We start from the raw sequence: 25,146 nt of genomic DNA, 5'->3' as shown, positions 1-25,146 counted from the left end.
GCCCACACCCCCATATGAGTCTGCATCAGGGCATTTTCGCCCCGCTGCGTGGAGACTCTCCCCTTGACCACCATCGTTTCAGTGCGCCGTCACGGCAAAGTCGTCATGGCTGGCGACGGCCAGGTTTCCCTGGGCAACACCGTCATGAAAGGCAACGCCAAGAAAGTGCGCCGCCTTTACCACGGCGAAGTGATTGCCGGGTTCGCCGGTGCCACCGCCGATGCATTCACGCTGTTCGAGCGCTTCGAAGGCCAGCTGGAAAAACACCAGGGCCATCTCGTCCGCGCCGCCGTCGAACTGGCCAAGGACTGGCGCACCGACCGCTCGTTGAGCCGTCTGGAGGCCATGCTGGCCGTCGCCAACAAGGACGCCTCGCTGATCATCACCGGCAATGGCGACGTCGTTGAACCGGAAGATGGCCTCATTGCGATGGGCTCCGGCGGTGCATTCGCCCAGGCCGCCGCGCGCGCCCTGCTGCTCAAGACCGATCTGTCGGCACGCGAAATCGCGGAAACCTCGCTGCACATTGCAGGCGACATTTGCGTGTTCACCAACCACAACATCACCATTGAGGAGCAGGACCTCGCCGAATAAGCCGCTGCGGCTTCATTTGCGCCAGAGGACCGTCAATCATTATGTCCATGACTCCCCGCGAAATCGTCCACGAACTCAACCGCCATATCATCGGTCAGGACGATGCCAAGCGCGCCGTCGCCATTGCCCTGCGCAACCGTTGGCGCCGCATGCAGCTGCCTGAAGAGCTGCGCGTCGAAGTGACGCCCAAGAACATCCTGATGATCGGCCCGACCGGTGTCGGCAAGACCGAGATTGCCCGTCGCCTGGCCAAACTGGCCAATGCGCCGTTCATCAAGGTCGAAGCGACCAAGTTCACCGAAGTCGGCTATGTCGGTCGTGATGTCGAGTCGATTATCCGCGATCTGGCCGATGCTGCGATCAAGCTGCTGCGCGAGCAGGAAATCGTCAAGGTTCGCCACCGTGCCGAAGACGCTGCCGAAGACCGTATCCTCGATGCCCTGCTGCCACCTGCCCGTGTCGGCTTCAACGATGACCCGGTCCAGACCAACGATTCCAACACCCGCCAGCTGTTTCGCAAGCGTCTGCGCGAAGGCCAGCTGGACGACAAGGAAATCGAGATCGAGATCAACGAGGCCGTGGGCGTCGACATCTCTGCGCCGCCGGGCATGGAGGAGATGACCAACCAGCTTCAGAGCCTGTTTGCCAATATGGGCAAGGGCAAGAAGAAGAACCGCAAGCTCAAGGTCAAGGAAGCGCTCAAGCTGGTGCGCGAAGAAGAAGCGGGTCGCCTGGTCAACGACGAAGAGTTGAAGGTCAAGGCGCTGGAAGCAGTCGAGCAGCACGGTATCGTGTTCATCGACGAGATCGACAAGGTCGCCAAGCGCGGCAATTCCGGTGGCGTGGACGTCTCCCGTGAAGGTGTGCAGCGCGACCTGCTGCCATTGATCGAAGGCTGCACGGTCAACACCAAGCTGGGCATGGTCAAGACCGACCACATCCTGTTCATCGCCTCCGGTGCGTTCCATTTGAGCAAGCCGAGCGATCTGGTGCCTGAGCTTCAGGGTCGTCTGCCGATCCGTGTCGAGCTCAAGGCCCTGTCGCCGCAGGACTTCGAACGCATCCTCAGCGAGCCGCACGCGTCGTTGACCGAGCAGTACTGCGCGCTGCTCAAGACCGAAGGCCTGAACATCGAGTTCCAGCCCGACGGCATCAAGCGTCTGGCGGAGATCGCCTGGCAGGTCAACGAGAAGACCGAGAACATCGGTGCGCGTCGTCTGCACACGTTGCTTGAGCGTCTGCTTGAAGAAGTGTCGTTCAGCGCAGGGGACATGGCTTCCAGTCCGGATGCTGCACCGATCGCCATCGACGCCGATTACGTCAACAGTCACCTGGGCGAACTGGCCAAGGACGAAGACCTGTCACGCTACATTCTCTGAACCTGTCGTCACCTGGAGGAGCGCCGCGCGAGGCGCTCCTTTAGTATCCAGGTTGTTCGCGCCGGTGATGCGTGGCTTGATAGAACATCGAAAGCGGAAACCATGACCCGAATCCCCACTGCCATTCAGTTGCACAAAGCCTCCCGAACTCTGACGCTGAAATACGCGACAGGCGAGCAATACCATCTGCCAGCCGAACTGTTGCGCACGCATTCGCCATCGGCCGAAGTTCAGGGCCACGGCAAGCCGATCCTGCAATACGGCAAGCTGAATGTAGGCCTGATCAAAGTGGAACCGGCCGGTCAGTACGCGTTGAAACTGACCTTCGACGATGGTCACGACAGCGGGCTGTTCACCTGGGAGTACCTTTACGAACTGGCCGTGCGCCAGGAATCGCTGTGGGCGGATTACCTTCAGGAACTGGAAAAAGCCGGCAAGTCCCGAGACCCTTCCGAGCACGTCGTCAAACTGATGCTCTGACCCGCAACCCCCTTCCCCGCTGCCCTGGCACGCCATCTGCCGTTTTAGGACGCGCTTTCTAATCGGATTTGTTTCAATGTTCCGCGCAGCGGCTAATGACTGTCGCTGCTTGCGATTTTTTGAAATCTCGCGTAACCAATGGCATTGGCAATTCCTCCGCATCGATTCGATGCGCAGAAGTGGTATGCAAGGAGTGGTTACACGAAGCGCAGTTGTTCGGATGCCTTCGCGGTAGCCTGCATGAAAATCGAGGAATCGGCAGCCAAGCCATCTTAGGTCACACGAGCAGTAGTACCGGCTATTCGCCTGTGTCACTGGTTCACAGGGAAGTAGTGGCGGTACTCGTCTCAGGACAACGGAGCGTCGTAGATGAGTAACACGAAAGACGATGACCTGCAGCGCCAGGCCTCTGAACACACCTTGAATCTCAATCCGGTGGTGGGCTTGCGTCGCAAGGACTTACTGACCACCGCTCGCATGGTGTTGCGCCAGGCGATCAAGCAACCGATCCACAGTCTCAAGCACGTTGCGCATCTGAGTGTTGAACTCAAGAATGTGGTGTTCGGCAAATCCGCCCTGCAACCGTCTGCGGACGATCGACGCTTCGCCGATCCCGCCTGGAGTCAGAACCCGCTCTATCGCCGCTATCTGCAGACTTACCTGGCCTGGCGCAAGGAATTGCACGACTGGATAGGCACCAGCAATCTCACTCCGCAGGACATCAGTCGCGCTCACTTTGTGATCAATCTGATGACCGAAGCGATGTCGCCCACCAACTCGGCTGCGAACCCCGCAGCGGTAAAGCGTTTCTTCGAGACAGGCGGCAAAAGCCTGCTGGACGGTCTGTCACACCTGGCCAAAGACCTGGTGCACAACGGCGGCATGCCGAGCCAGGTGAACATGGATGCGTTCGAGGTTGGCAAGAACCTGGGCACGACCGAAGGTGCAGTGGTGTTTCGCAACGATGTGCTGGAGCTGATCCAGTACAAGCCGATCACCGAACAGGTTCATGAAAAACCGCTGCTGGTGATTCCGCCGCAGATCAACAAATTCTACGTATTCGACCTGAGCCCGGAAAAAAGCCTGGCGCGCTTCTGCCTGCGCAGCAATGTGCAGACGTTCATCATCAGTTGGCGCAACCCGACCAAGGCCCAGCGCGAATGGGGCCTGTCGACTTACATCGAAGCGCTCAAGGAAGCGGTGGATGTGGTGCTGGCGATCACTGGCAGCAAGGACCTCAACGTGTTGGGCGCCTGCTCGGGCGGCATCACCTGCACCGCGCTGCTGGGTCATTACGCCGCGCTCGGCGACCAAAAGATCAATGCCATGACCCTGCTGGTGAGCGTACTCGACACCACGCTGGACACCGATGTGGCGCTGTTCGTAGACGAGCAGACCCTGGAAACCGCCAAACGCCATTCGTATCAGGCGGGCGTGCTGGAAGGTCGGGACATGGCCAAGGTGTTCGCCTGGATGCGCCCCAACGACCTGATCTGGAACTATTGGGTCAATAACTACCTGCTCGGCAACGAACCGCCGGTCTTCGACATTCTGTTCTGGAACAACGACACCACGCGTCTGCCTGCGGCCTTTCATGGCGACCTGATCGAGATGTTCAAGAACAACCCGCTGACCCGGCCCAATGCGCTGGAAGTCTGCGGCACGCCGATCGACCTGAAACAGGTCACCACCGATGTGTTCTGTCTGGCGGGCACCAACGACCACATCACGCCGTGGCCGTCGTGCTACAAGTCTGCGCGTCTGTTTGGCGGCAAGACCGAGTTCGTGCTGTCCAGCAGCGGACATATCCAGAGCATTCTCAATCCGCCCGGCAACCCCAAGTCGCGCTACATGACCAACACCGAGCTGCCGGCCACGCCGGACGAATGGCAGGAAAACGGCACCAAACATACCGACTCATGGTGGTTGCACTGGCAGGCCTGGCAGACAGAGCGTTCTGGCAAGCTCAAAAAGGCACCTGCATCGCTTGGCAACAAGGCGTTTCCGGCAGGAGAGGCATCGCCCGGCACCTACGTTCACGAACGCTAGACTCAAGGAAGAAGGCACGCTGCCGTTCTTTATGAAAAGACCGGCAGCGCTCGTTAGGCGAATGACAGACGTACGATCTGGTCGAAACGCAGGACTGCTTTCCCAGCGGTTTAACCAACAGGGCTTCGCGCATGCCTCAACCGTTTGTATTTCGCTCCATTGACTTGGACGGTCACACCATTCGCACCGCCGTGCGACCTGGCAAGAGTCATTTGACGCCGCTGCTGATCTTCAACGGCATCGGCGCCAACCTCGAGCTGGTGTTTCCGTTCGTCGATGCGCTGGACCCGGATCTGGAGGTCATCGCGTTCGATGTGCCGGGGGTCGGCGGCTCTTCCACACCCAGACGTCCTTACCGCTTTCCGGGGCTGGCGAAGCTGGCTGCGCGCATGCTCGATTATCTGGATTACGGGCAGGTGAATGCGATTGGCGTGTCGTGGGGCGGCGCACTGGCGCAGCAGTTCGCTCATGACTATCCGGAACGCTGCAAGAAGCTGGTGCTGGCCGCCACGGCGGCCGGCATGGCGATGGTGCCCGGCAAGCCGCGGGTGCTGTGGCTGATGGCGAGCCCGCGGCGCTACATCCAGCCGTCGCACGTGATTCGTATTGCACCGGAAATCTACGGCGGCGCCTTTCGCCGCGACCCTCATCTGGCAGCCAACCATGCGGCCAAGGTTCGCTCGTCTGGCAAGCTGGGTTACTACTGGCAGCTGTTCGCGGGCATGGGCTGGACCAGCATCCACTGGCTGCACAAGATTCATCAGCCCACGCTGGTACTGGCCGGTGACGACGATCCGTTGATTCCGCTGGTAAATATGCGTCTGTTGGCCTGGCGTATCCCCAATGCCCAGCTACACATAATCGATGACGGACATTTGTTTTTGATCACCCGAGCCGAAGCGGTGGCTCCCATCATCATGGGTTTTCTGCAACAGGAACGACAACGCGCGGTCATGCACCCGCACCCCACACCTCCCAGAGCGCGCTGATTGCGTCCGTCACGGTCGAAGGCACTGGAACGCTTCGAGAACACGAATACGCTTCACCGACTGCGCCAGAGACAGGAGTGTCGAACCGCGCAGAACGACGCAGGCCGCCGGGACCGGGCCTACGCCAGTCCATGGGTTGATGGCTTGACGAAGGAGTGTTGCCCTCATGCAAGAAAAACCAAAGAAAGTGGCCGAAATGACCCCGGCCACTTTCATCAACGCGCAAAGCGCTGTCACCGGCCTACGCGGGCGAGACCTTTTTTCCACCCTGCGTAGCGTCGCCGCCCAAGGCTGGCGGCATCCGTTGCGCAGCGCCCGTCACGCCCTCGCGCTGGGCAGTCAACTGGGACGAGTGATGTTGCTGGGCGAAACGCCCTACCCGCCCAACCCTCGTGACAGCCGTTTCGCCGACCCGACCTGGAGCCTCAACCCGCTGTACCGTCGTGGGTTACAGGCCTATCTGAGCTGGCAGCATCAGGTCAAACGCTGGATCGACGACTGCGATCTGTCCAAGGATGACCGGGCCCGCGCGCACTTTCTGTTCAACCTGCTCAACGACGCCCTGTCACCCACCAATACCCTGCTCAATCCGCTGGCGGTCAAGGAACTGTTCAACTCGGGCGGCACCAGCCTGATCAAGGGCCTGAGCCACATGGCCGATGATCTGCTGCACAACAACGGCCTGCCCAGCCAGACCACCCGGGACGCCTTCGAAATAGGCAGAACCGTGGCCGCCACGCCCGGCGCGGTGGTGTTTCGCAACGACATGCTGGAATTGATCCAGTACAAGCCGATGAGCGAAAAACAGTTCAACCGGCCGATGCTGATCGTCCCGCCACAGATCAACAAGTACTACATCTTCGACCTGAGCCCCACCAACAGCTTCGTACAGTACGCATTGAAAAACGGCCTGCAGACGTTCGTCATCAGTTGGCGCAACCCGGATGTGCGGCATCGGGAATGGGGCCTGTCCAGTTATGTGGAAGCGACCGAAGAAGCCATGAACGTGTGCCGGGCGATCACCGGCGCACGCGAGGTCAATCTGGTCGGCGCCTGTGCGGGCGGCCTGACCATCGCTGCGCTGCTGGGCCATTTGCAGGCCAAGCGCCAGATTCGTCGGGTGGCCAGCGCGACCTACATGGTCAGCCTGCTGGACAGCCAGATCGAAAGCCCGGCCACGCTGTTCATCGATGAAGAAGCACTGGAAGCGGCCAAGCGGCGCTCCTACCAGCGGGGTGTTCTGGAAGGCAGCGACATGAGCCGGGTGTTCGCCTGGATGCGCCCCAACGACCTGATCTGGAGTTACTGGGTCAATAACTACCTGCTGGGCAAGGCACCGCCACCGTTCGACATCCTGTACTGGAACAACGACACCACGCGCCTGCCAGCCGCGCTGCACGGTGACCTGCTGGACTTCTTCAAGCACAACCCACTCAGCCATCCGGGCGGTCTGGAAGTCTGCGGCACGCCCATCGATCTGCAGAAAGTCACGGTGGACAGCTTCAGCATCGCCGGCATCAACGACCACATCACGCCTTGGGATTCGGTCTATCGTTCGACCCTGCTGCTGGGCGGCGAGCGGCGTTTCATCCTGTCCAACAGCGGCCACGTGCAAAGCATCCTGAATCCTCCAGGCAACCCGAAAGCCACTTACGTCGAAAACGGCAAGCTCAGCAGCGATCCGCGTGCCTGGTATTACGACGCACAAAGCCATGACGGCAGTTGGTGGCCTGAATGGCTGACCTGGATTCAGGAGCGCTCTGGCACCGAGCGGGAAACCCGCACAGAACTGGGCAATGCGAAATTCCCACCGATGGAGGCTGCGCCCGGCACCTACGTGCACGTGCGCTGATGGCCTGACTCGAAGGGGCCGGCCAATGCGCCGTGCCCCTTATCAATCACCTGTTTTGTGATTTTCGAACAAGAAGACCGGATGAAGACCCGCGACCGTATCCTCGAATGTGCACTGACGCTGTTCAACCAACAAGGCGAACCCAATGTTTCCACCCTGGAAATCGCCAACGAAATGGGCATCAGCCCTGGCAATCTGTATTACCACTTTCATGGCAAGGAACCCTTGATTCTGAGCCTGTTCGAGCGCTTCCAGGCCGAGCTCGCGCCGCTGCTCGACCCACCAGCAGACGCCCGGCTCAACGCCGAGGAATACTGGATGTTCCTGCATCTGATCGTCGAGCGGCTGTCGCATTACCGATTTCTGTTTCAGGACCTGTCCAACCTCGCCGGCCGCCTGCCCAAACTGGCGCGTGGAATACGTAGCCTGCTCAACTCACTCAAACGCACCCTGGCCTCACTGCTGGCCCGCCTGAAATCCCAGGGCCAACTGGTCAGTGAAACCCAGGCGCTGGGACAACTGGTGGAACAAATCACCATGACCCTGCTGTTCTCGCTGGACTACCAGCGGATTCTAGGGCGCGAGGGCGACGTGCGGGTGGTGGTGTACCAGATCATGATGTTAGTCACCCCGCACCTGCTGCCCACCTCAAGGCAGGCGGCCGAGCAGATTGCGATGGAGTATCTGGGGCGGTAAGGATTGATCAGCAACGGCCTTCACCGAAAGGAGCCAGACAGGCTTGGCGAAAGGCTTGAAGCCCGACCTGCTGAGCAGGCCGGGCTTTGACGTTCCGGTCTTCTTACGAAGGCTGGTTGGCTGGCGCTTCCGGTGAAGGCGTCGGGGCGGCAGCCGGTTTCGAGCTGTCTGCCGTGGCCGAGGCGGCAGGCTTGGGCGCTGCGGCTTTTTTGACTGCCGGTTTTCTTGGCGCAGCCGGTTTGGCGGCCGGCTTGGCAGCGTCCTTGGCTTTGCTTGCCGTTTTCGACGCGGCTTTCTCGGCCACATCCAGCGGCTTGGCCGCTGCCTTTCTGGCTGCAGGTTTGGCCGCTGCTGCTTTATCCGCAACCTTGTCTGCCGTCTTGGCGACGGACTTGGCCGCTGTTTTCAGCGGTTTGGCCGTGGTCTTGGGAGCAGGCTTGGGCGCGACTGCAGCGCGCGATGCAACTGGACGCGCCTTTGCGCCAGTCAGTTGCTCGATCTGCTGAGTCAGTTGATCGACCTTGCTGTGCAGAGCCTTGACTTCGTTACGGCTCGGAACACCCAGGCGCGAAATGGCACTGTTCAAACGCTTGTCGAATGCACCTTCCAGCTCGCTCCACTTGCCCAGCGCCATGTCCTTGACATCACCAACGCGGGATTTGGCTGCCTTGGTGGTGTCCTTGACTTCATCGATCTGTTTCTGAGCTTCGGCCTTGGTCTGCTTTTCGGCCTTCTCGCCGTCTTTTACCAACGTCTCGAAAAGCTTACTGCCGTCATTGCTTATCTTGGAGTAAGCGCCCAAACCAGCCAGCCAGATTTGGCGAGAGTACTTCTCAACCTCGCCAATCCAGGAGCTGCCTTCTTTCTCTATCTTTTTCTTGCCAGCCATCCTGCTCTCCTTATTGTCCAGGCTCGGAACGTTCGAGTCGTTTAGGCTCAGAGCGTTCGAGCTTTTTAGGCCCGACACGTTCAAGCAATGCCGTCAGCTCATCGAGCTTAGCAGAGAGCGTGTCAACATCATGTTTAGATGGGATGCCGATCCGGTTCAAGGCCTTTGCGACGCGGCGGTCGAAAGCACTTTCAATTCGATCGAGTTGCGCTTCGACACGACCCTTGGCATCGGACACTTCGCCCTTGATCGAGTCCATCTCACTGTTCGCGGCTTCCAGTTTTTGATCGAGAGCTTTCTTGGCTTCTTTCTCTGCTTCTTCGCCGGTCTTGATCAGCTCTTTGACGTACTGGGTGCCTTCCTCGTTGACCTTGGCATAGGCGCCCAGGCCTGCCAGCCAGATCTTGCGGGCATACAGTTTGACGTCGGAAAAGGTGGAAGCCTGTTCGTCTTCGATTTTTTTCTTGATGGTCGCTCTGGCCATGGTGCACCTCATGCTCGAAAGTTGAAGGAACCGCCCGATAGGGGCATAGGCTCAACGCTACGGAGAAAAATTAGAATGCTCACCCTAGGGTGAAAAGAAGGAACGACTTCCGGCGGCCTGCCAGACGCCGACAGACGGGGATTACACTTCAGACGGTCTCAAGCAGCCAGTGCTTTGTCCAGCACGCGCTCAACTTCGGACTTGATCGAGCCACTCATGGTCGACAGGATGAAGTTCAGGTCGATATTGATGCGAATCAGCTCGTCCTCGACTTCCACCTTCCCCTTGGCTCCCTTGCCTTCGAGTTTCACGGTGTCGCCTACCCACTCATGGGCCAGTCCGTATCGCTCGGCCAGCTTGTCCACCAACTGCTCTGCCTTTTCGCGCGCCTGCTCCCGGCCCAGGGAATGAGGGCGCTCAACAGTTATCTTCGCCATGAGAGAGTTCCTTGATCATCGTATGAAATGCGGCGCAACTATATACACCCGTCTGCATCCAAGAAAGCGTTGGCGGTGAGCCTTGTCAAGACAAAGCCAGCCTTGACGATTAGAATGGCCCGCAATCTATTCCGGTGAAGCGATATGAACGATCAGCGCAAAGGCAGCGATGCCGAACCTACGACTCACTTCGGTTACAAAAATGTACCGGAAAGCCAGAAGGCAGAAAAAGTCGCTGAGGTATTCCACTCGGTAGCGGCCAAGTACGACCTGATGAATGACCTGCTGTCCGGCGGCATGCACAGGCTCTGGAAACGCTTTGCAATCGAGCTCTCCGGCGTTCGCACAGGTAACCGCGTGCTCGATATCGCGGGCGGCACGGGCGACCTGACCCGCAAGTTCTCCAGCCTCGTCGGCCCGACTGGCCATGTGGTGCTGGCCGATATCAATGCCTCGATGCTCAAGGTCGGCCGTGATCGCCTGCTCGACCTTGGCGTTGCTGGCAATGTGGAGTTCGTCCAGGCCGACGCTGAAAAGCTGCCGTTCCCGGACAACCATTTCGACTGCGTGACCATCGCCTTCGGGCTACGCAACGTGACGCACAAGGAAGACGCTCTGCGCTCCATGCTGCGCGTGCTCAAGCCCGGCGGTCGCCTGCTGGTGCTGGAATTCTCCAAACCGACCAACAAGCTGATGTCCAAGGCGTACGACGCCTACTCGTTTGCGTTCATGCCGTTCATGGGCAAGCTGGTCACCAACGATTCGGAAAGCTACCGCTACCTGGCCGAATCGATTCGCATGCACCCCAATCAGGAAACCCTGAAGTCGATGATGGTCGAAGCCGGTTTTGACCGCGTGACCTATCACAACATGACCTCGGGCATCGTCGCCCTGCATCGCGGCATCAAACCGTAATGTTGCTTCGGGGGCTGCTCGCCAGCGTCGAGCACGGTATCAATCGCGTGTTGCGTCTGGACAGCACGGCATTGCCACGTCTGGCGCGGCTGTCAGGCCATGTGATCAAGATCGATTGCCGCGACCCGTCCCTGAAAATCTATATTTTGCCCAGCGACGAGGGTCTGCTGCTGGCCCCGGAGTGGGCCGCGGACGCCGACTGCACCCTGCGCGCCCCAGCGTCAAGTCTGCTGCGCCTGGCGCTGAGCAAGGACAAGACAGCAGTGCTGCATGGTCCTGAGGTCGAGCTGGATGGCGACAGCGGCGTACTGCTGGAACTGGTCGGCGTCCTTCAGGACCTGGAACTGGACTGGGAACACGAACTGTCCCGCTGGCTGGGCCCTGTGGCCAGCCAGTTGCTCAGCGGCCATTTGCGCAGCCGTGCACGCTGGACGCGTGATAGTGTGGCGAGCCTGAGCCAGAACGCTGCCGATTACTTCAGCGAAGAGTCACGCACACTGGTCGGCAAGCATGAAGCCGAAGCCCGTTTTGCCGAACTCGACCAGATCAAGCTCGATCTGGAACGCCTCGAGGCGCGTTTTTCGCGCCTTGCCCGATCCCTCAAATCCAGCGATAACGCATGAAGCTGCTTGCCGTCCGCCGTCTGTTTCGCATTCAACGTGTCGTTATCCGCTACCGCCTCGATGACCTGTTGTTCGCCCTGCCCCTGCCATGGTGGATGCTGGCAGTGCGTTTCGTGCTGCCATGGCGCTGGCTGCCGCGCAGCAAATCGGAGCTGAGCCGCGGCGCACGCTTCCGTCTGGCCTTGCAGGACCTGGGGCCAATCTTCATCAAGTTCGGGCAACTGCTTTCGACCCGGCGAGATCTGCTGCCTGAGGACATCGCCGACGAACTGATGCTGTTGCAGGACCGCGTCCCGCCGTTCGACCAGAATCTGGCCATCAAGCTGATCGAAGAGCAGCTTGGCGCGAAAATCTGCGACGTGTTCAGCCGCTTCGACGAAACACCACTGGCATCGGCCTCGGTCGCGCAAGTACACGCCGCTCGTCTCAAGACCGGCGAAGAAGTGGTGGTCAAGGTGGTGCGCCCGGGCCTTAAACCGATCATCGGTCAGGACCTGGCGTGGCTGTTCATTCTCGCCCGCACCGCTGAGCGCGTGTCGGCCGATGCGCGGCTGCTGCACCCGGTTCAGGTGGTGATGGACTACGAGAAAACCATCTACGACGAACTGGACCTGCTGCGCGAAGCGGCCAACTCTAGCCAGTTGCGCCGCAACTTCGAAGGCTCCGAGCTGTTGTATGTGCCTCAAGTCTATTGGGACTGGTGCCGCCCGAAAGTGCTGGTCATGGAGCGCATCTATGGCGTTCAGGTGACCGATCTGGCGACCCTGGCCGATCAGCGCACCGACATGAAACTGCTCGCCGAGCGGGGCGTGGAAATCTTCTTCACCCAGATCTTCCGCGACAGCTTCTTTCACGCCGACATGCACCCCGGCAATATCTTCGTCAGCACGGTCAGCCCCTGGAGCCCGCAGTACATCGCCATCGACTGCGGCATCGTCGGCAGCCTGACACCGGAAGACCAGGACTATCTGGCCCGCAACCTGTTTGCCTTCTTCAAGCGCGACTACCGGCGTGTGGCGCAATTGCACATCGATTCAGGCTGGGTGCCGGCCGAAACCAAGCTCAATGAGTTTGAAGCGGCGATTCGTACCGTGTGCGAGCCGATCTTCGAGAAGCCGCTCAAGGACATTTCCTTTGGTCAGGTGCTGATGCGCCTGTTCCAGACCGCGCGCCGCTTCAACATGGAGGTCCAGCCACAACTGGTTCTCCTGCAAAAGACGCTGCTCAACATCGAAGGCCTGGGTCGTCAGTTGTACCCCGAGCTCGACCTGTGGAGCACCGCGCAACCTTATCTGGAACGCTGGATGCGCGAGCGCGTCAGCCCCAGGACGCTGGTGAGCAACCTGCAATCGCAGGTCGAGCAGTTGCCGCACATCGCCAACATGACCCGCGACCTGCTGGAACGTCTGTCCCGCCCACACGCCTCCGACCCGCCAAACCCGTGGCGCGAGAACAGGGACGGCTGGGCCTTGCGACTGATCGGCTCGGCGCTGCTGGCCGGTGGCGTCATACAAGGCTGGGTGATCAGCGAAGCCGGCACTCAATTGCCGACGCTCGCGGCATGGCCTGCGGCAATCATGCTCATTGCCGGGCTGTATCTGATCGTTCGCCGATAGCCAGCAGCGCATGGCGCTGGCACACTGTTCAATCCGCCGGACCTCCAGTCCGGCTGCCGGAGTAGATATGAAAGACTGGCTGGACGAGATTCACTGGAACAGCGACGGTCTGGTGCCTGCAATCGCTCAGGACCACAAGACCGGCCGCGTACTGATGATGGCCTGGATGAACCGCGAGGCCCTGAGCCTGACGGCATCCGAGAATCGTGCAATCTATTGGTCGCGTTCGCGTGGCAAACTCTGGCGCAAAGGTGAAGAATCGGGTCATGTGCAAAAGCTGCATGAACTGCGCCTGGACTGCGATGCCGATGTCGTCATCCTGATGGTCGAGCAGATCGGCGGCATCGCATGTCACACCGGCCGCGAAAGTTGCTTCTACCGAGTGTATGAAAATTCAGGCTGGAAGACCGTCGACCCGGTCTTGAAAGATCCTGATGCTATTTACCATGCAGGCCATTGAACATGACTGATACGCTGTCCCGCCTGGCCGAGGTGCTGGAATCACGCAAGGATGCCGCTGCCGACAGTTCTTATGTCGCCAGCCTGTATCACAAGGGTTTGAACAAGATTCTGGAAAAACTGGGCGAGGAATCGGTTGAAACCATCATTGCCGCCAAGGACGCTGCCGTCAGCGGTGACTGCAGCGACGTGATTTATGAAACGGCTGACCTGTGGTTCCACAGCATGGTCATGCTTGCGGCGCTGGGTCAGCATCCACAAGCCGTGCTCGATGAACTGGACCGCCGGTTCGGGCTGTCCGGTCATGCGGAAAAAGCCGCCCGCACAGCAGACTGACTGCCTTCCCCTTTCGAGCTTGAAGAATCTTCTACGAGGACTGTTTCATGGGTATTTTTGACTGGAAACACTGGATCGTCATCCTGATCGTCGTGGTACTGGTTTTCGGTACCAAGAAACTCAAGGGTCTGGGCACTGACGTCGGCGAATCGATCAAGGGCTTTCGCAAGGCTATGAACGACGACGAAAAAACAGCCGATCAAGCCTCGGCGCAGCCCCAGCCGCAGCCTCAGACCCAACAACCATACACTGCGCCTCAGGGCTCGCCTCTGAACCAGCCGCATACCATTGATGCGCAGGCGCACAAAGTCGAAGAGCCGACCCGCAAAGACCAGGTTTAAGACCATGTTCGGTATCAGCTTCTCTGAATTGCTGTTGATCGGGCTCGTGGCGCTGCTGGTGCTCGGCCCGGAGCGACTGCCCGGCGCAGCACGTACCGCAGGCCTCTGGATAGGCCGGCTGAAGCGCAGCTTCAACGCGATCAAACAGGAAGTTGAACGTGAAATCGGTGCCGACGAGATTCGTCGGCAACTGCACAACGAGCACATTCTTTCGCTGGAAGATGAAGCGCGCAAAATGTTCGCTTCGCAGCAGCACCCTGAAGTGGCTTACGAGCCGATCACTCCGCCGACTGCGCCGCAGGCTGTCCCGCCGGCCTCGCAACACGAGATCGGTCCGGCAGAGCCTGCACACAAGGCACCGCTGACGCTCGAGAAAACCGCAAAACCTGTCGCCGACACGACACAGGACGTCACACCCTCTCCCGCCCACGATTCGTCATTGCCACCGCGAGCCCCATGAGCGCAGATACCCCGGAAAACGATCAGCAAATGCCGCTGATCTCGCACCTCACCGAGCTGCGTACACGCCTGTTACGCTGCGTTGCCGCAGTGTTTCTGATCTTTGCCGGTCTGTTCTACTTCACGCAGAAGATCTATACGCTCGTGTCAGCACCGCTGCGGGTCTATCTGCCGGAAGGCGCAACGATGATTGCCACCGACGTGGCCTCGCCGTTCATCACGCCGTTCAAGCTGACCATGATGGTGGCGCTGTTCCTGTCCATGCCGGTCATCCTGCATCAGATCTGGGGCTTCATCGCGCCGGGGCTTTACAAGCATGAGAAGCGCGTGGCCATTCCGCTGCTGGTGTCCAGCATTATCCTGTTCTACGCAGGCATGGCGTTCGCCTACTTTCTGGTCTTCCCGCTGATCTTCCACTTCTTCGCCAGCGTGACACCGGAAGGCGTGTCGATGATGACCGACATCGCCAGTTACCTCGACTTCGTGATGACCCTGTTCTTCGCCTTCGGCGTGGCGTTCGAAATTCCCGTGGCGGTGGTGCTGCTGGTCTGGATCGGCATTGTCGACGTGAAGTACCTGAAGAAGATCCGCCCGTACGTGATCATTGGCTGCTTTGTGGTCGGCATGATCCTCACCCCGCCGGACATCTTCTCGCAGACCCTGCTGGCCGTACCGATGTGGCTGCTGTTCGAACTGGGCGTGCTGTGCAGCGGACTCATCAAAAAACGCGGCGAGCACCCGGACGATGAAGAACAGGAAGCTGATAAGCAAGACCAGCCGCCCGCGACTCAGCCGTGAATCTGCTGCTTCTCGAAGAGGCCGATTTTATTGCGGCCGACCGGGTGGTGCTGCGTGACCGTCGACTCAGGCACATGCAGGAAGTGCATCGTGCCGAGGTCGGCGACAGCCTGCGGGTCGGTCGCATCAACGGCCTGCTGGGCACCGCCGAAGTGCTGCGCCTTGAACCCCGTGAAGCCGAGCTGCGCGTCTCGTTGAACAGCGAGCCGCCTGCCAAGTTACCGCTGACTCTGCTGCTCGCCCTTCCCCGACCCAAGATGCTGCGCAGAGTCTTTCAGACCGTCGCGACCATGGGTGTGCCGAAAGTCATCCTGCTGAACAGCTACCGGGTGGAAAAAAGCTTCTGGCAGACGCCGTTTCTCGAGCCGCACGCGATCCGTGAACAACTGATCCTCGGGCTGGAGCAGGCACGCGACAGCGTGCTGCCGGAAATCGTGATCGAAAAGCGCTTCAAGCCCTTCGTCGAAGATCGTCTGCCGCAATTGGCGCTGAACACCCTGGGGTTGGTCGGCCATCCCGGCGACTACCCGGATTGCCCGCGCGCCGTCTCCGAGCCGGTCACCCTCGCCATCGGCCCGGAAGGCGGCTGGATCCCCTACGAAGTCGATCTGCTGGGCCAGTCCGGCCTGCAGCCGGTGCAACTGGGCGACCGAATCCTGCGGGTCGAAACCGCTGTCACTGCACTGCTCGCACGACTGTTCTGATTCAAGTTGCGGCATCCCACTCAATCGCTTCAGTTACGTCATGACTGGCCGATAGGAATGGATACGCACAAGAATGAGTCATCGAGGAGTGGTCATGTATCGCGGGTTAACTCAAAGTCTCGCCAACGCGAGTGTCAGCTTGAAATTGGCCATCGGTTTCGGTCTTGTACTGATCATGACCTTAATGATCTCAACGACGGCCTGGTTCAGCACCAACGCCCTGATTGATCGCGGAGATCGCGTGACAGCGATTGCCGAAATCAACGAGCTGACCCTGCAGCTGCGCGTCAACCGCATGCGCTACGAAGCGCTGTACAACGCCGAGACAGCCACAGACGTCAGAGCAACGCTCGACCAGCTTGACGCCGCGCTGCTGAGCGCCAGAAACATGCTGCGCTCCCCGGAGAACATTCAGTTGCTGGATGGACAGATCCAGGCGACGCGCGAATACCGTCAGTCGTTCGGCGACATGACCAAAGCCATCGAAGTACGTGAAGGCAGTCGCAGCCAGATGGGCGACAACGCCGACAAGGCCGTGGAGCAGGCGAACAAGATCGAAGCGGCGCTGCTCAAGGAAGACAACATCCTGGCCTTCAATGGCATCGTGGGCGTCAGCAAGCTGATCCAGCAGGCGCGCTTTCAGGTCCGCGGCTACACCTACAGCGGCAAACCGGAATTCGAGAAGAATGCCAATCAGGCCATCGATGACGCGGTCACTGGTATCAACACCCTGGCAGGCGATGTTTCCTCCGAGTTCGCACCGACCTTGCAACAAGCCATTGCGGGCCTGAAGGGCTACCGCGCGGCGGTAGGCGTATACCGGGACTCGCAGGCTGCCAGCAAGGCCGCACTGGAGAAAATGACCGCTCTGGGCGTGAAAATGGTGGCCACCAGCACTGAAATGATCGAGCGCCAGAACAAAAGCCGCGATGCCGAAAGCGACCACGCCGTCATGATGATTGTTGCGGCCACCGCCCTGGCGTTGCTGTTCAGCGTTCTGGCAGCGTGGATCATCACCCGTCAGATCACCGCCCCACTTCAGGAAACGCTGGAAGTGGTCGAGCGCGTCGCCGCTGGCGACCTGAGCCGCAACCTCAACGTGAATCGAAAGGACGAACTGGGCAAGCTGCAAAGCACCATCCAGCGCATGACCGTCAGCCTGCGCGAGCTGGTTGGCGGTATTCGCGATGGCGTTACCCAGATTGCCAGCGCTGCCGAAGAGCTGTCAGCGGTTACTGAGCAGACCAGCGCCGGCGTCAACAACCAGAAGGTCGAGACCGATCAGGTCGCCACTGCCATGCACGAGATGACGGCCACTGTGCAGGAAGTCGCTCGCAACGCTGAAGAAGCCTCCGAAGCAGCCGTAGCGGCCGACCAGCAGGCACGCGAAGGTGAGCGCGTGGTCAACGAAGCCATCGTGCAGATCGAGCGCCTGGCATCGGCGGTCGGTAACTCAAGCGAGGCCATGGGCACGCTGAAGCAGGAAAGCGAGAAGATCGGCAGCGTTCTGGATGTGATCAAATCCGTCGCCCAGCAGACCAATCTGCTGGCCCTGAACGCAGCCATCGAAGCCGCCCGCGCTGGTGAAGCCGGTCGCGGCTTTGCCGTGGTTGCCGATGAGGTTCGCAGCCTGGCGCAGCGCACTCAGAAGTCCACCGAAGAGATCGAAGGCCTGATTGTCAGCCTGCAGAGCGGAACTCAGCAGGCGGCAAGCGTGATGGACAGCAGCCGCGAACTGAGCGCCAGCAGTGTCGATCTGACGCGTCGCGCCGGTAGCTCGCTGGAAAACATCACCAAGACCGTCTCGGCGATCCAGTCGATGAACCAGCAGATCGCTGCCGCCGCCGAACAGCAGAGCGCCACGGCTGAGGAAATCAACCGCAGCATCATCAACGTTCGCGATGTGTCGGAACAGACCTCCGCTGCCAGCGAAGAAACTGCCGCATCCAGCATCGAACTGGCGCGTCTGGGTACTCATCTGCAAACGCTGGTGAGCCGCTTTACTGTCTGATTGTACTCAAGGTCATTCCGCGCTCGACAAGCGGCGCGGAATACCCCCACTCCCTCATCAGGTGACCCCCGTCACTGTCCCGATCGACTCGGAAATCTCCTACGACCTGTTCAGGTCACGCGATTCAACTCCTCGCCGATGCGCTCATAACGCAGGTTCTGTGCTGTTCAGAATCTGGTTTCGTTCGCATATCGCAGGAGCATTTCAATGCCTGGAAGGATCACTTACACGCTCGGCAATCTGAGCGTCAGACTCAAATTGGCACTCGGTTTCGGCCTGGTGCTGTTGTTGACGTTGGTTATCACGCTGACCGGCTGGCATGGCCTGGACACGATGATTGATCGTTCCGAATCGCTCTCCGCCGTGGACCGGCTCAACAGCCTGACCAAGGATTTGCGCTCCGAGCGCATCATCGCCCGGGTGGAAAACACCCCGGAGAACGTCTCGAAGGTCGTCGACCGACTCAATGAGATCGAAGCCCACCTGGCCTTGCTGCGCAAACAAAGCGATGAAGCCGACACCCTCACCGGTCTTGAGGCCCAGAGCCAACTGATCAGTCTCATGGAAAAAACCTTCACTGAACTTGGGGCCGACCGTGAAGCACGTGATCAGATGCGCACACAGCTTGATCAGAAATCCGAGCAAGCGGTAAAAGCAGTTGCCCAGGTAGAAGCGGAAGTGCTCAAGGCGGTCAGTCAGGAGCAGGACAACGGTGAACGGATGGAAGAGTTCACCAACCTCTCGCAACTCAAGCATCAGATTCAGATCGCCCGCTATCAAGTGCAGGCCTACACCTTCACCGGCAAGGAAGCTGATGAGACCGCAGCCGCCACTGCGATTGATGAAGCGCTCAAGGAGATACAGCAGATCTCGCAGGATCAGGCTGATGAAAACATCCAGGCATTGGCACCCGCCAACGAAGCGTTGCAGCAGTATCAGGAGCATCTGACCCGGTTCAAAGTCATACAGATCAAGACTGAAGCAGGCCAGGAAACACTGGAGGACCTGGGTGACAAGATGCTCAGCGCCGTCGCCGAGCTGAGCAGCCTGCAAGGCGCGCGGCGCGATGGCGAAGCGAATAGTTCAAGGACAACCCTGACTGGCGTTGCGGCGCTGGCCTTGCTGGTCGGCCTGCTGGCAGCCTGGATCATGACTCGACAGATTACCGAACCCCTGCGCCAGACGCTGATCGCTGCCGCCCGGATCGCTCAGGGTGATCTTAGCAAGGACCTTGAAACCGGACGACGCGACGAGCTGGGGCAATTGCAGAACAGCATGCAGGCCATGACCCTGAGCCTGCGGGAGTTGATTGGCGGCATCGGTGACGGCGTTTCGCAGATTGCCAGCGCAGCCGAGCAACTGTCGGCCGTGACCGAGCAGACCTGCAAAGGAGTCAACACGCAGAAAGACGAAACCGACCAGGTCGCCACCGCCATGAACGAGATGACCGCAACGGTTCAGGAGGTCGCTCGCAATGCGCAGGAAGCCTCGCAATCGGCCGCCCAGGCTGACCAGCAGGCGAGGGATGGAGATCAGGTGGTCGGCCAGGCCGTTATTCAGATCGAGCAACTGGCCCGCGAAGTCGTCAACTCGACGCAGGCGATGAATCAGCTTAAACAGGAAAGCGGCAAGATCGTGGGCGTTCTTGACGTGATCAAATCAGTTTCCCAACAGACCAACCTGCTGGCACTCAACGCCGCCATCGAAGCCGCTCGTGCAGGCGAGGCCGGCTGCGGCTTCGCGGTTGTAGCCGACGAGGTCCGCAGCCTGGCGCAACGTACGCAGAAATCCACAGAGGAAATCGAAGAGCTGATCGAGGCGCTGCAGACAGGCACCCAGCAGGTTGCAACCACGCTGGACAACAGCCGCAGCCTGACTGACAGCAGCGTCGAGCTGAGTCGCCGGGCTGGCGGTGCGCTGGAGCAGATCACTCGTACCGTGGCGACCATTCAACAGATGAACGAACAGATCGCCGCTGCCAGCGAAGAACAGAGCACCGTGGCGGAGCAGATCAACGCCAGCGTCATCAACGTGCGCGACATCTCCGAACAGTCCGCCTCCGCCAGCAACCAGACAGCTGCGTCGAGCGTGGAACTGGCCCGCCTGGGCTCGCACCTGAAAGCGCTGGTGGGGAAGTTTCGAGTGGAGTGATGGTTCGCCAGACCGTATGCGCAGCGTCCCGAGAGGCGTTACCACGCAGCGTGTGTGAACGATCACAGGTCTCAGGCACACTGATCGTGCCCATGCGCCGCGTCACTGGTACGGTCATGAGCACAGCGCGTACAAAAAAGCCCCTGAAGCCGTGCTTCAGGGGCTCTTTCAAACCGGGTGGCTGTCAGGCCAGAACCGGCTGTACCTCAGGCTTCAGCGGCTGCAATGGCAGCAACGGCGCATGAGGGTCAGCAGCAATGGACGCTCTCCACGCTGCCAGCCATTCTTCATGACCACCGCTCCAGACCAGCTCGTGCAGACGACCCAAGGCGACCGGATCGCTCAACAACATCAGACGCTCATGATTGCCGAGTTTGTCCGGACCCACCTTCAGTGCATGCTCGACGCGCTCCATACGGACCACTTCGATCGGCTTGGCCTGCTTGTGACGAGACGTCGCCAGTGCGCACGCCAGCGCATTCTGCTGTGGGTCGACCACGGCGCGAATGAAGCCTTCCTTCAGCGCATGCCAGCGGTTCTCGTGGGTGTACTGATCGGTAGAGATCAGTTCCTGCGGCGGCTCGAACTCTTCCGGAATCAGGAAGAACTTCTCGTCCCGCGCCTTGAGACCCAGACCCGTTCGGCTGGAAATCACCGACACCGGGATCGACAGCATCAGCGACACCACGATCGGTGCCAGCCACCACAGGAAGCTTGGGTTCAGGGAGAACACCAGCGCTGCCCAGCAGGCGCCCAGCAGGGTCTGAGGACCGTGACGCTTGACCGCTTCGATCCATGGCGTGGAGTCATCGTCGCGCTGTGGAGAGTTCCAGGTCGCTGCCCAGCCCAGGAAAGCGGCCAGTACGAAGCGGGTGTGGAACAGCATGCGAACCGGAGCCAGCAGCACCGAGAACAGCATTTCCAGCAGCATAGAGAGGGTGACCTTGAACTTGCCGCCATAGCCCTTCGCGCCCTTGGCCCAGATCAGAATGACGCTGAGCAGTTTGGGCAGGAACAACAGGACGATAGTGGTCGAGAACAGCGCAACGGCTTTTTCCGGGTGCCATTGTGGCCACAGCGGATAAAGCTGACGCGGTTCAAGGAAGTAGGTCGGCTCCATCAGCGTGTTCACGGCCAGCAAGGCGGTGGACAGCACCAGGAAGAAGAACCACAAGGGTGCCGACAGGTAAGACATGACGCCCGTCAGGAACACCGCACGGTGAACCGGGTGCATGCCCTTGACCAGGAACAGCCTGAAGTTCATCAGGTTGCCGTGGCACCAGCGGCGGTCGCGCTTGAGTTCGTCCAGCAGGTTCGGCGGCAACTCTTCATAGCTGCCCGGCAGATCGTAGGCAATCCACACGCCCCAGCCGGCACGGCGCATGAGCGCAGCTTCGACGAAGTCGTGAGACAGGATCGCACCGGCGAAGGCCCCTTTACCCGGCAACGGCGCCAGCGCGCAGTGCTCGATAAAAGGCTTCATGCGGATGATCGCGTTGTGACCCCAGTAGTGGGATTCACCCAGCTGCCAGAAGTGCAGACCGGCAGTAAACAGCGGACCGTAGACGCGTGTGGCGAACTGCTGCATGCGGGCATACAGCGTGTCCATGCCGGAGGCGCGTGGTGCGGTCTGGATGATACCGGCGTCTGGAGTGGCTTCCATCAGGCGAACCAGACTGGTCAGACACTCACCGCTCATTACACTGTCGGCATCAAGTACGACCATGTAGCGGTAGTCACCACCCCAGCGACGGCAGAAGTCATCGAGGTTGCCGCTCTTGCGTTTGACGCGACGACGGCGGCGACGATAGAAGATCTTCCCGAAACCACCGGTTTCACGGCAGACGTCGAGCCAGGCTTGCTGCTCGGCAACGGCGATGTCGGTGTCGTTGGTATCGCTGAGGACGAAGAAGTCGAAGCGGTCCAGGTCACCCGTGGCCGCTACAGACTCGAACGTTGCACGCAGACCGGCGAACACGCGTGGCACATCTTCGTTGCAGATCGGCATGACCAGAGCAGTACGTGCGCCAACTTCAATCGGCTCGTTGCCAGCGCTGGCACCGGAGATGCGGTACTTGTCGCGGCCGGTCAGCAATTCCAGAAAGCCCATCAGCGCGGTCCAGAAACCGGCCGACACCCAGCAGAACAGAATCCCGAACAGCAACAGTATGCTGGTCTGCAAGGCGTATGGCATCACCTGCAAAGCGGTCTGCACGAAGGTCTGGCGTGTGATTTCGTCCAGCGAAACCAGCGACCAGCCCTGATACGGCAGGATACCTTTCATGTACCAGCCAGCCACAATCGTCTGACCCAGCATGAGAATCAGCAGGATATAGCGACGAATCGAGCCGACCGTCCGCCAGCGCGCCTTCGGCAAGTCGCGCGGCAGATCGTCGTGCTCAGGCTTCGGCGGATTGGTCTTGCCCGTCAGCCGACGCCAGCCACGCACCAGAATGTTGGTGCGCCATGGTTCGGGAACAACCTTGGTACGACGAATCGGGGGAGTGGCCTTCAGGCACAGGCGACCGCTTGCATCGACACCGAGCATCTCGGCGTCCTGCAACTCGTCGGCTGTAGACAGCGTGAGCCGACGGCCCACCGAAGCCTGAGCGGCCTCGGCGGTGTCGGTGATCGGCTGCGCAGAAAGGCGTTCATGCAACTCGGCGAAGGACTTGCAGCCGGCCAGTTCGGCCCGCTGCTCGTCGCTCATCGGCAGATGCGCCAGGTACTCGTTCAGAGACACTGGCACCGGTAGAGAATTACTCATCGCTCGGCAACTGATAGCTCCAGGTCTCGGTCATGACTTGCAACGTCTTGGCCGGTTCCGGATGGGTGGGCGCAGCCTCGGTTGCAGGCTGCTGGATTTCTTTACCGTCCTTGTCCTTGGCTACGTCAGCCTTGGCGGCGTCGGCTTTGGCGACTTCACCTTTGGCAGCGTCAGGCTTTGATGCATCGCCCTTGGCGGCATCAGGCTTGGCGACTTCGGTCTTCGGTGCGTCGGCCTTGGCAATCTCTACCTGATCGGTGTCCTTGGTCGCTGCCGGTTTGGCGGCTTCCTTGGCAGCCGCTTCCTTGGCAGCGATTTTCTTGTCTTCTGCCTTGTCGGCAACCAGCAGCGCAGGTTCCTTGCCAGGTTCGGCCGGAATCTCGCGCAGCAGATAGGCACGCATTTCGGTTGGCTTGCCAGAATCCTTGACCTTCACACGCAAGGTTAGGCGATAGCCCTTGGTGACCGGGTTGTAGCGCAGGTTGTTTTCGACCAGCTCGACGTTGTCGTCGGTAGTCACCTGGCTGCGGATGGTCTTGTCTTCAGGCAGTGCAGCCAGCACCGGACCGACGAAATCGACCAGGAATGCGAGGCTGCCATCCGGCTGACGGATCAGGTTGGACTGACGCACGTCACCGATGGAGCGCTGGGTCTGCTTGACCCAACCCAGATCCGGGGAGTGAATCGAGTTTTCCTGCATGGTCCAGTGGATGCGGTAGTTGAAGTCCATCGGCTCGCCCGGCTTGGCCAGGGTCTCAGGCTTCCAGTAAGCAACGATGTTGTCGTTGGTTTCGTCGGCAGTCGGGATTTCGACCAGCTCGACCGTACCTTTACCCCAGTCACCTTTCGGCTCGATCCAGGCGCTTGGGCGTTTGTCGTAGCGGTCGTCGAGATCTTCGTACTGGCTGAAGTCACGGCCACGCTGCAACAGACCGAAACCACGCGGGTTCTCGACCGAGAAGCTGCTGATGGACAGGTGTTTAGGGTTGTTCAGCGGACGCCACAACCATTCGCCGTTGGCGGCCTGAATCGACAGACCACTCGAATCGTGCAGCTCGCGACGGTAGTTAGGCACACGCGATGGCTGGTTGGCACCGAACAGGAACATGCTGGTCAATGGCGCAACGCCCAGCTTGTTGACGTTGTCACGCAGGAACATACGCGACTTAACGTCGACCAGCGTGTTGGTGCCAGGACGCAGGGTCAGCTGATAGGCACCGGTGGCACGCGGCGAATCGAGCAGTGCGAAGATCACCAGATGGTTGTCGTCCGGACCTGGCTTCTCGATCCAGAATTCCTTGAAGCGCGGGAACTCTTCACCCGACGGCGAGGCAGTGTCGATCGCCATGCCACGAGCGGACAGGCCATAGACCTGGCCCTTGCCGATCACGCGAAAGTAACTCGCGCCCAGCATGGTCATGATTTCGTCCTGCTTGTCGTCTTTGTTGATCGGGTACAGCACACGGAAACCGGCATAGCCCAGTTTTTCGGTGGCTTTCGGATCGATCTTCAGGTCGCCGAAATCGAAACGACTGGCGTCGTACTTGATTTCGTCAACGGACGTGGCGGTGACTTCGTTGATTTTGACCGGTGTGTCGAAATGCATGCCCTGATGATAGAAGGACACTTTGAACGGCGTCTTGTCGCCCGCCCACTCGGCCTTGTCATCACGGAAACGGATTTTCTGATAGTCCGCGAACTTCATGTCGCGCAACTCGTTGGGCAGATTGCTTCTCGGCGCTTCGAATTTCTGCCCGGCCATTTCTTTGGCTTTGGCCGCTACATCATCCAGGCTGAACGCCCACAACTGACCCGCACTGAACAGGCAGACCAGCGCCGAGCTTGCCAGGAGCGCACTGCGCAGGCGCTTGACAGATTTCTTTGGAGCATCACAGGGACTAACAATCACGAGCAACCCTCGCCGAAAACAGATGAAGAAACCAACGGCCAGCTATCGATGCCGGGTTGGCGAGCATTGTTCCGACTCCAATTGGGGCTAATGATTCCCCAACCTAGTGTCAGAACCGCTTTTGTCATGCCAGATGGATCAACTACCGCTGATCTCCGTTGCGCGCGATTATCCAGTAGCACGCGCCACAACGCATCAGATATGACAA

23 protein-coding genes are annotated in these 25,146 nt (G+C 59.8%); 18 read left to right on the top strand and 5 right to left on the bottom strand.

Annotation, left to right across the window (positions count from 1 at the left end; all coding sequences use genetic code 11):
* Positions 1–63: 63 nt before the first annotated feature.
* The 7 genes from hslV (at position 64) to KDX39_RS09095 (ending at position 8,039) form a co-directional block, all read left to right on the top strand.
* Positions 64–594, top strand: a complete 531-nt coding sequence (hslV, locus tag KDX39_RS09125; protein WP_004882674.1) for an ATP-dependent protease subunit HslV — start codon at positions 64–66, stop codon at positions 592–594.
* A gap of 41 nt (positions 595–635) precedes the next feature.
* Entirely contained in the window at positions 636–1,973 is a 1,338-nt protein-coding gene (gene hslU / locus KDX39_RS09120) for an HslU--HslV peptidase ATPase subunit (RefSeq protein ID WP_231660100.1), read from the top strand.
* A gap of 102 nt (positions 1,974–2,075) precedes the next feature.
* On the top strand, positions 2,076–2,453 hold the full coding sequence (locus tag KDX39_RS09115) for a gamma-butyrobetaine hydroxylase-like domain-containing protein (protein ID WP_210071354.1): 378 nt from the start codon (positions 2,076–2,078) through the stop codon (positions 2,451–2,453).
* A 369-nt stretch (positions 2,454–2,822) separates the two neighbouring features.
* Complete coding sequence (gene phaC, locus KDX39_RS09110; protein WP_231660099.1) at positions 2,823–4,502, top strand: class II poly(R)-hydroxyalkanoic acid synthase; 1,680 nt, start codon at positions 2,823–2,825, stop codon at positions 4,500–4,502.
* Positions 4,503–4,633: 131 nt separating this feature from the next.
* The gene (gene phaZ, locus KDX39_RS09105; RefSeq protein WP_099229384.1) at positions 4,634–5,491 is read left to right on the top strand and encodes a poly(3-hydroxyalkanoate) depolymerase; all 858 of its coding nucleotides are present in this window, start codon (positions 4,634–4,636) and stop codon (positions 5,489–5,491) included.
* Between the two features lie 166 nt (positions 5,492–5,657).
* Positions 5,658–7,343 (top strand): class II poly(R)-hydroxyalkanoic acid synthase, encoded by a 1,686-nt coding sequence (gene phaC / locus KDX39_RS09100; RefSeq protein ID WP_231660098.1) that lies wholly within the window; start codon positions 5,658–5,660, stop codon positions 7,341–7,343.
* Positions 7,344–7,424: 81 nt separating this feature from the next.
* Positions 7,425–8,039 carry a TetR/AcrR family transcriptional regulator gene (locus tag KDX39_RS09095; protein WP_231660097.1) on the top strand — a complete coding sequence of 205 codons (615 nt, stop codon included), beginning with the start codon at positions 7,425–7,427 and terminating at the stop codon, positions 8,037–8,039.
* 103 nt (positions 8,040–8,142) lie between these two features.
* Here the strand turns inward: KDX39_RS09095 and KDX39_RS09090 are convergent, their stop codons facing one another.
* From KDX39_RS09090 to KDX39_RS09080, 3 genes are all read right to left on the bottom strand, one after another.
* Positions 8,143–8,928 (bottom strand): phasin family protein, encoded by a 786-nt coding sequence (locus tag KDX39_RS09090; RefSeq protein WP_231660096.1) that lies wholly within the window; start codon positions 8,926–8,928, stop codon positions 8,143–8,145.
* A 10-nt stretch (positions 8,929–8,938) separates the two neighbouring features.
* On the bottom strand, positions 8,939–9,412 hold the full coding sequence (locus tag KDX39_RS09085) for a phasin family protein (RefSeq protein WP_231660095.1): 474 nt from the start codon (positions 9,410–9,412) through the stop codon (positions 8,939–8,941).
* 158 nt (positions 9,413–9,570) lie between these two features.
* Entirely contained in the window at positions 9,571–9,849 is a 279-nt protein-coding gene (locus KDX39_RS09080; RefSeq protein ID WP_231660094.1) for a polyhydroxyalkanoic acid system family protein, read from the bottom strand.
* A gap of 144 nt (positions 9,850–9,993) precedes the next feature.
* Between KDX39_RS09080 and ubiE the strand changes: the two genes are divergently transcribed.
* From ubiE to KDX39_RS09025, 11 genes are all read left to right on the top strand, one after another.
* The gene (ubiE, locus tag KDX39_RS09075; RefSeq protein ID WP_004882686.1) at positions 9,994–10,764 is read left to right on the top strand and encodes a bifunctional demethylmenaquinone methyltransferase/2-methoxy-6-polyprenyl-1,4-benzoquinol methylase UbiE; all 771 of its coding nucleotides are present in this window, start codon (positions 9,994–9,996) and stop codon (positions 10,762–10,764) included.
* A complete protein-coding gene (locus KDX39_RS09070) occupies positions 10,764–11,387 on the top strand; it encodes a ubiquinone biosynthesis accessory factor UbiJ (protein ID WP_231660093.1) in 624 nt (207 codons plus the stop codon). The genes ubiE and KDX39_RS09070 overlap by 1 nt, the downstream gene beginning before the upstream one ends.
* Positions 11,384–13,003: a ubiquinone biosynthesis regulatory protein kinase UbiB gene (gene ubiB / locus KDX39_RS09065; RefSeq protein WP_231660092.1), complete on the top strand. Its 1,620-nt coding sequence runs from the start codon at positions 11,384–11,386 to the stop codon at positions 13,001–13,003. Before KDX39_RS09070 ends, ubiB begins: the two co-directional genes overlap by 4 nt.
* 67 nt (positions 13,004–13,070) lie before the next feature.
* Positions 13,071–13,463, top strand: a complete 393-nt coding sequence (hisI, locus tag KDX39_RS09060; protein WP_004882689.1) for a phosphoribosyl-AMP cyclohydrolase — start codon at positions 13,071–13,073, stop codon at positions 13,461–13,463.
* A 2-nt stretch (positions 13,464–13,465) separates the two neighbouring features.
* Positions 13,466–13,798 carry a phosphoribosyl-ATP diphosphatase gene (locus KDX39_RS09055; protein WP_004882690.1) on the top strand — a complete coding sequence of 111 codons (333 nt, stop codon included), beginning with the start codon at positions 13,466–13,468 and terminating at the stop codon, positions 13,796–13,798.
* 47 nt (positions 13,799–13,845) lie between these two features.
* The gene (locus KDX39_RS09050; RefSeq protein ID WP_025993914.1) at positions 13,846–14,139 is read left to right on the top strand and encodes a twin-arginine translocase TatA/TatE family subunit; all 294 of its coding nucleotides are present in this window, start codon (positions 13,846–13,848) and stop codon (positions 14,137–14,139) included.
* 4 nt (positions 14,140–14,143) lie between these two features.
* Positions 14,144–14,599, top strand: coding sequence for a Sec-independent protein translocase protein TatB (gene tatB / locus KDX39_RS09045; RefSeq protein WP_231660091.1), 456 nt, complete (start codon positions 14,144–14,146; stop codon positions 14,597–14,599).
* Complete coding sequence (gene tatC, locus KDX39_RS09040; RefSeq protein WP_210073458.1) at positions 14,596–15,396, top strand: twin-arginine translocase subunit TatC; 801 nt, start codon at positions 14,596–14,598, stop codon at positions 15,394–15,396. The genes tatB and tatC overlap by 4 nt, the downstream gene beginning before the upstream one ends.
* Positions 15,393–16,100, top strand: a complete 708-nt coding sequence (locus KDX39_RS09035; protein ID WP_231660090.1) for a 16S rRNA (uracil(1498)-N(3))-methyltransferase — start codon at positions 15,393–15,395, stop codon at positions 16,098–16,100. The genes tatC and KDX39_RS09035 overlap by 4 nt, the downstream gene beginning before the upstream one ends.
* Before the next feature lie 175 nt (positions 16,101–16,275).
* Positions 16,276–18,111 (top strand): methyl-accepting chemotaxis protein, encoded by a 1,836-nt coding sequence (locus KDX39_RS09030; RefSeq protein WP_414813220.1) that lies wholly within the window; start codon positions 16,276–16,278, stop codon positions 18,109–18,111.
* A 207-nt stretch (positions 18,112–18,318) separates the two neighbouring features.
* Positions 18,319–20,262 carry a methyl-accepting chemotaxis protein gene (locus KDX39_RS09025; RefSeq protein ID WP_231660089.1) on the top strand — a complete coding sequence of 648 codons (1,944 nt, stop codon included), beginning with the start codon at positions 18,319–18,321 and terminating at the stop codon, positions 20,260–20,262.
* 184 nt (positions 20,263–20,446) lie between these two features.
* On the opposite strand, the gene mdoH is transcribed toward KDX39_RS09025, so the two are convergent.
* Positions 20,447–23,029, bottom strand: coding sequence for a glucans biosynthesis glucosyltransferase MdoH (mdoH, locus tag KDX39_RS09020; protein ID WP_099229370.1), 2,583 nt, complete (start codon positions 23,027–23,029; stop codon positions 20,447–20,449).
* Positions 23,022–24,938: a glucan biosynthesis protein G gene (locus KDX39_RS09015; RefSeq protein WP_231660088.1), complete on the bottom strand. Its 1,917-nt coding sequence runs from the start codon at positions 24,936–24,938 to the stop codon at positions 23,022–23,024. The genes mdoH and KDX39_RS09015 overlap by 8 nt, the downstream gene beginning before the upstream one ends.
* Positions 24,939–25,146: the final 208 nt, after the last annotated feature.

The sequence above is a fragment of the Pseudomonas sp. CDFA 610 genome, from assembly GCF_021147865.1.
In the GTDB taxonomy this organism is placed as follows: domain Bacteria; phylum Pseudomonadota; class Gammaproteobacteria; order Pseudomonadales; family Pseudomonadaceae; genus Aquipseudomonas; species Aquipseudomonas alliivorans.
The sequence above is the reverse complement of the archived record's forward strand: the minus strand, read 5'-3'. Positions and strand labels throughout refer to the sequence as shown.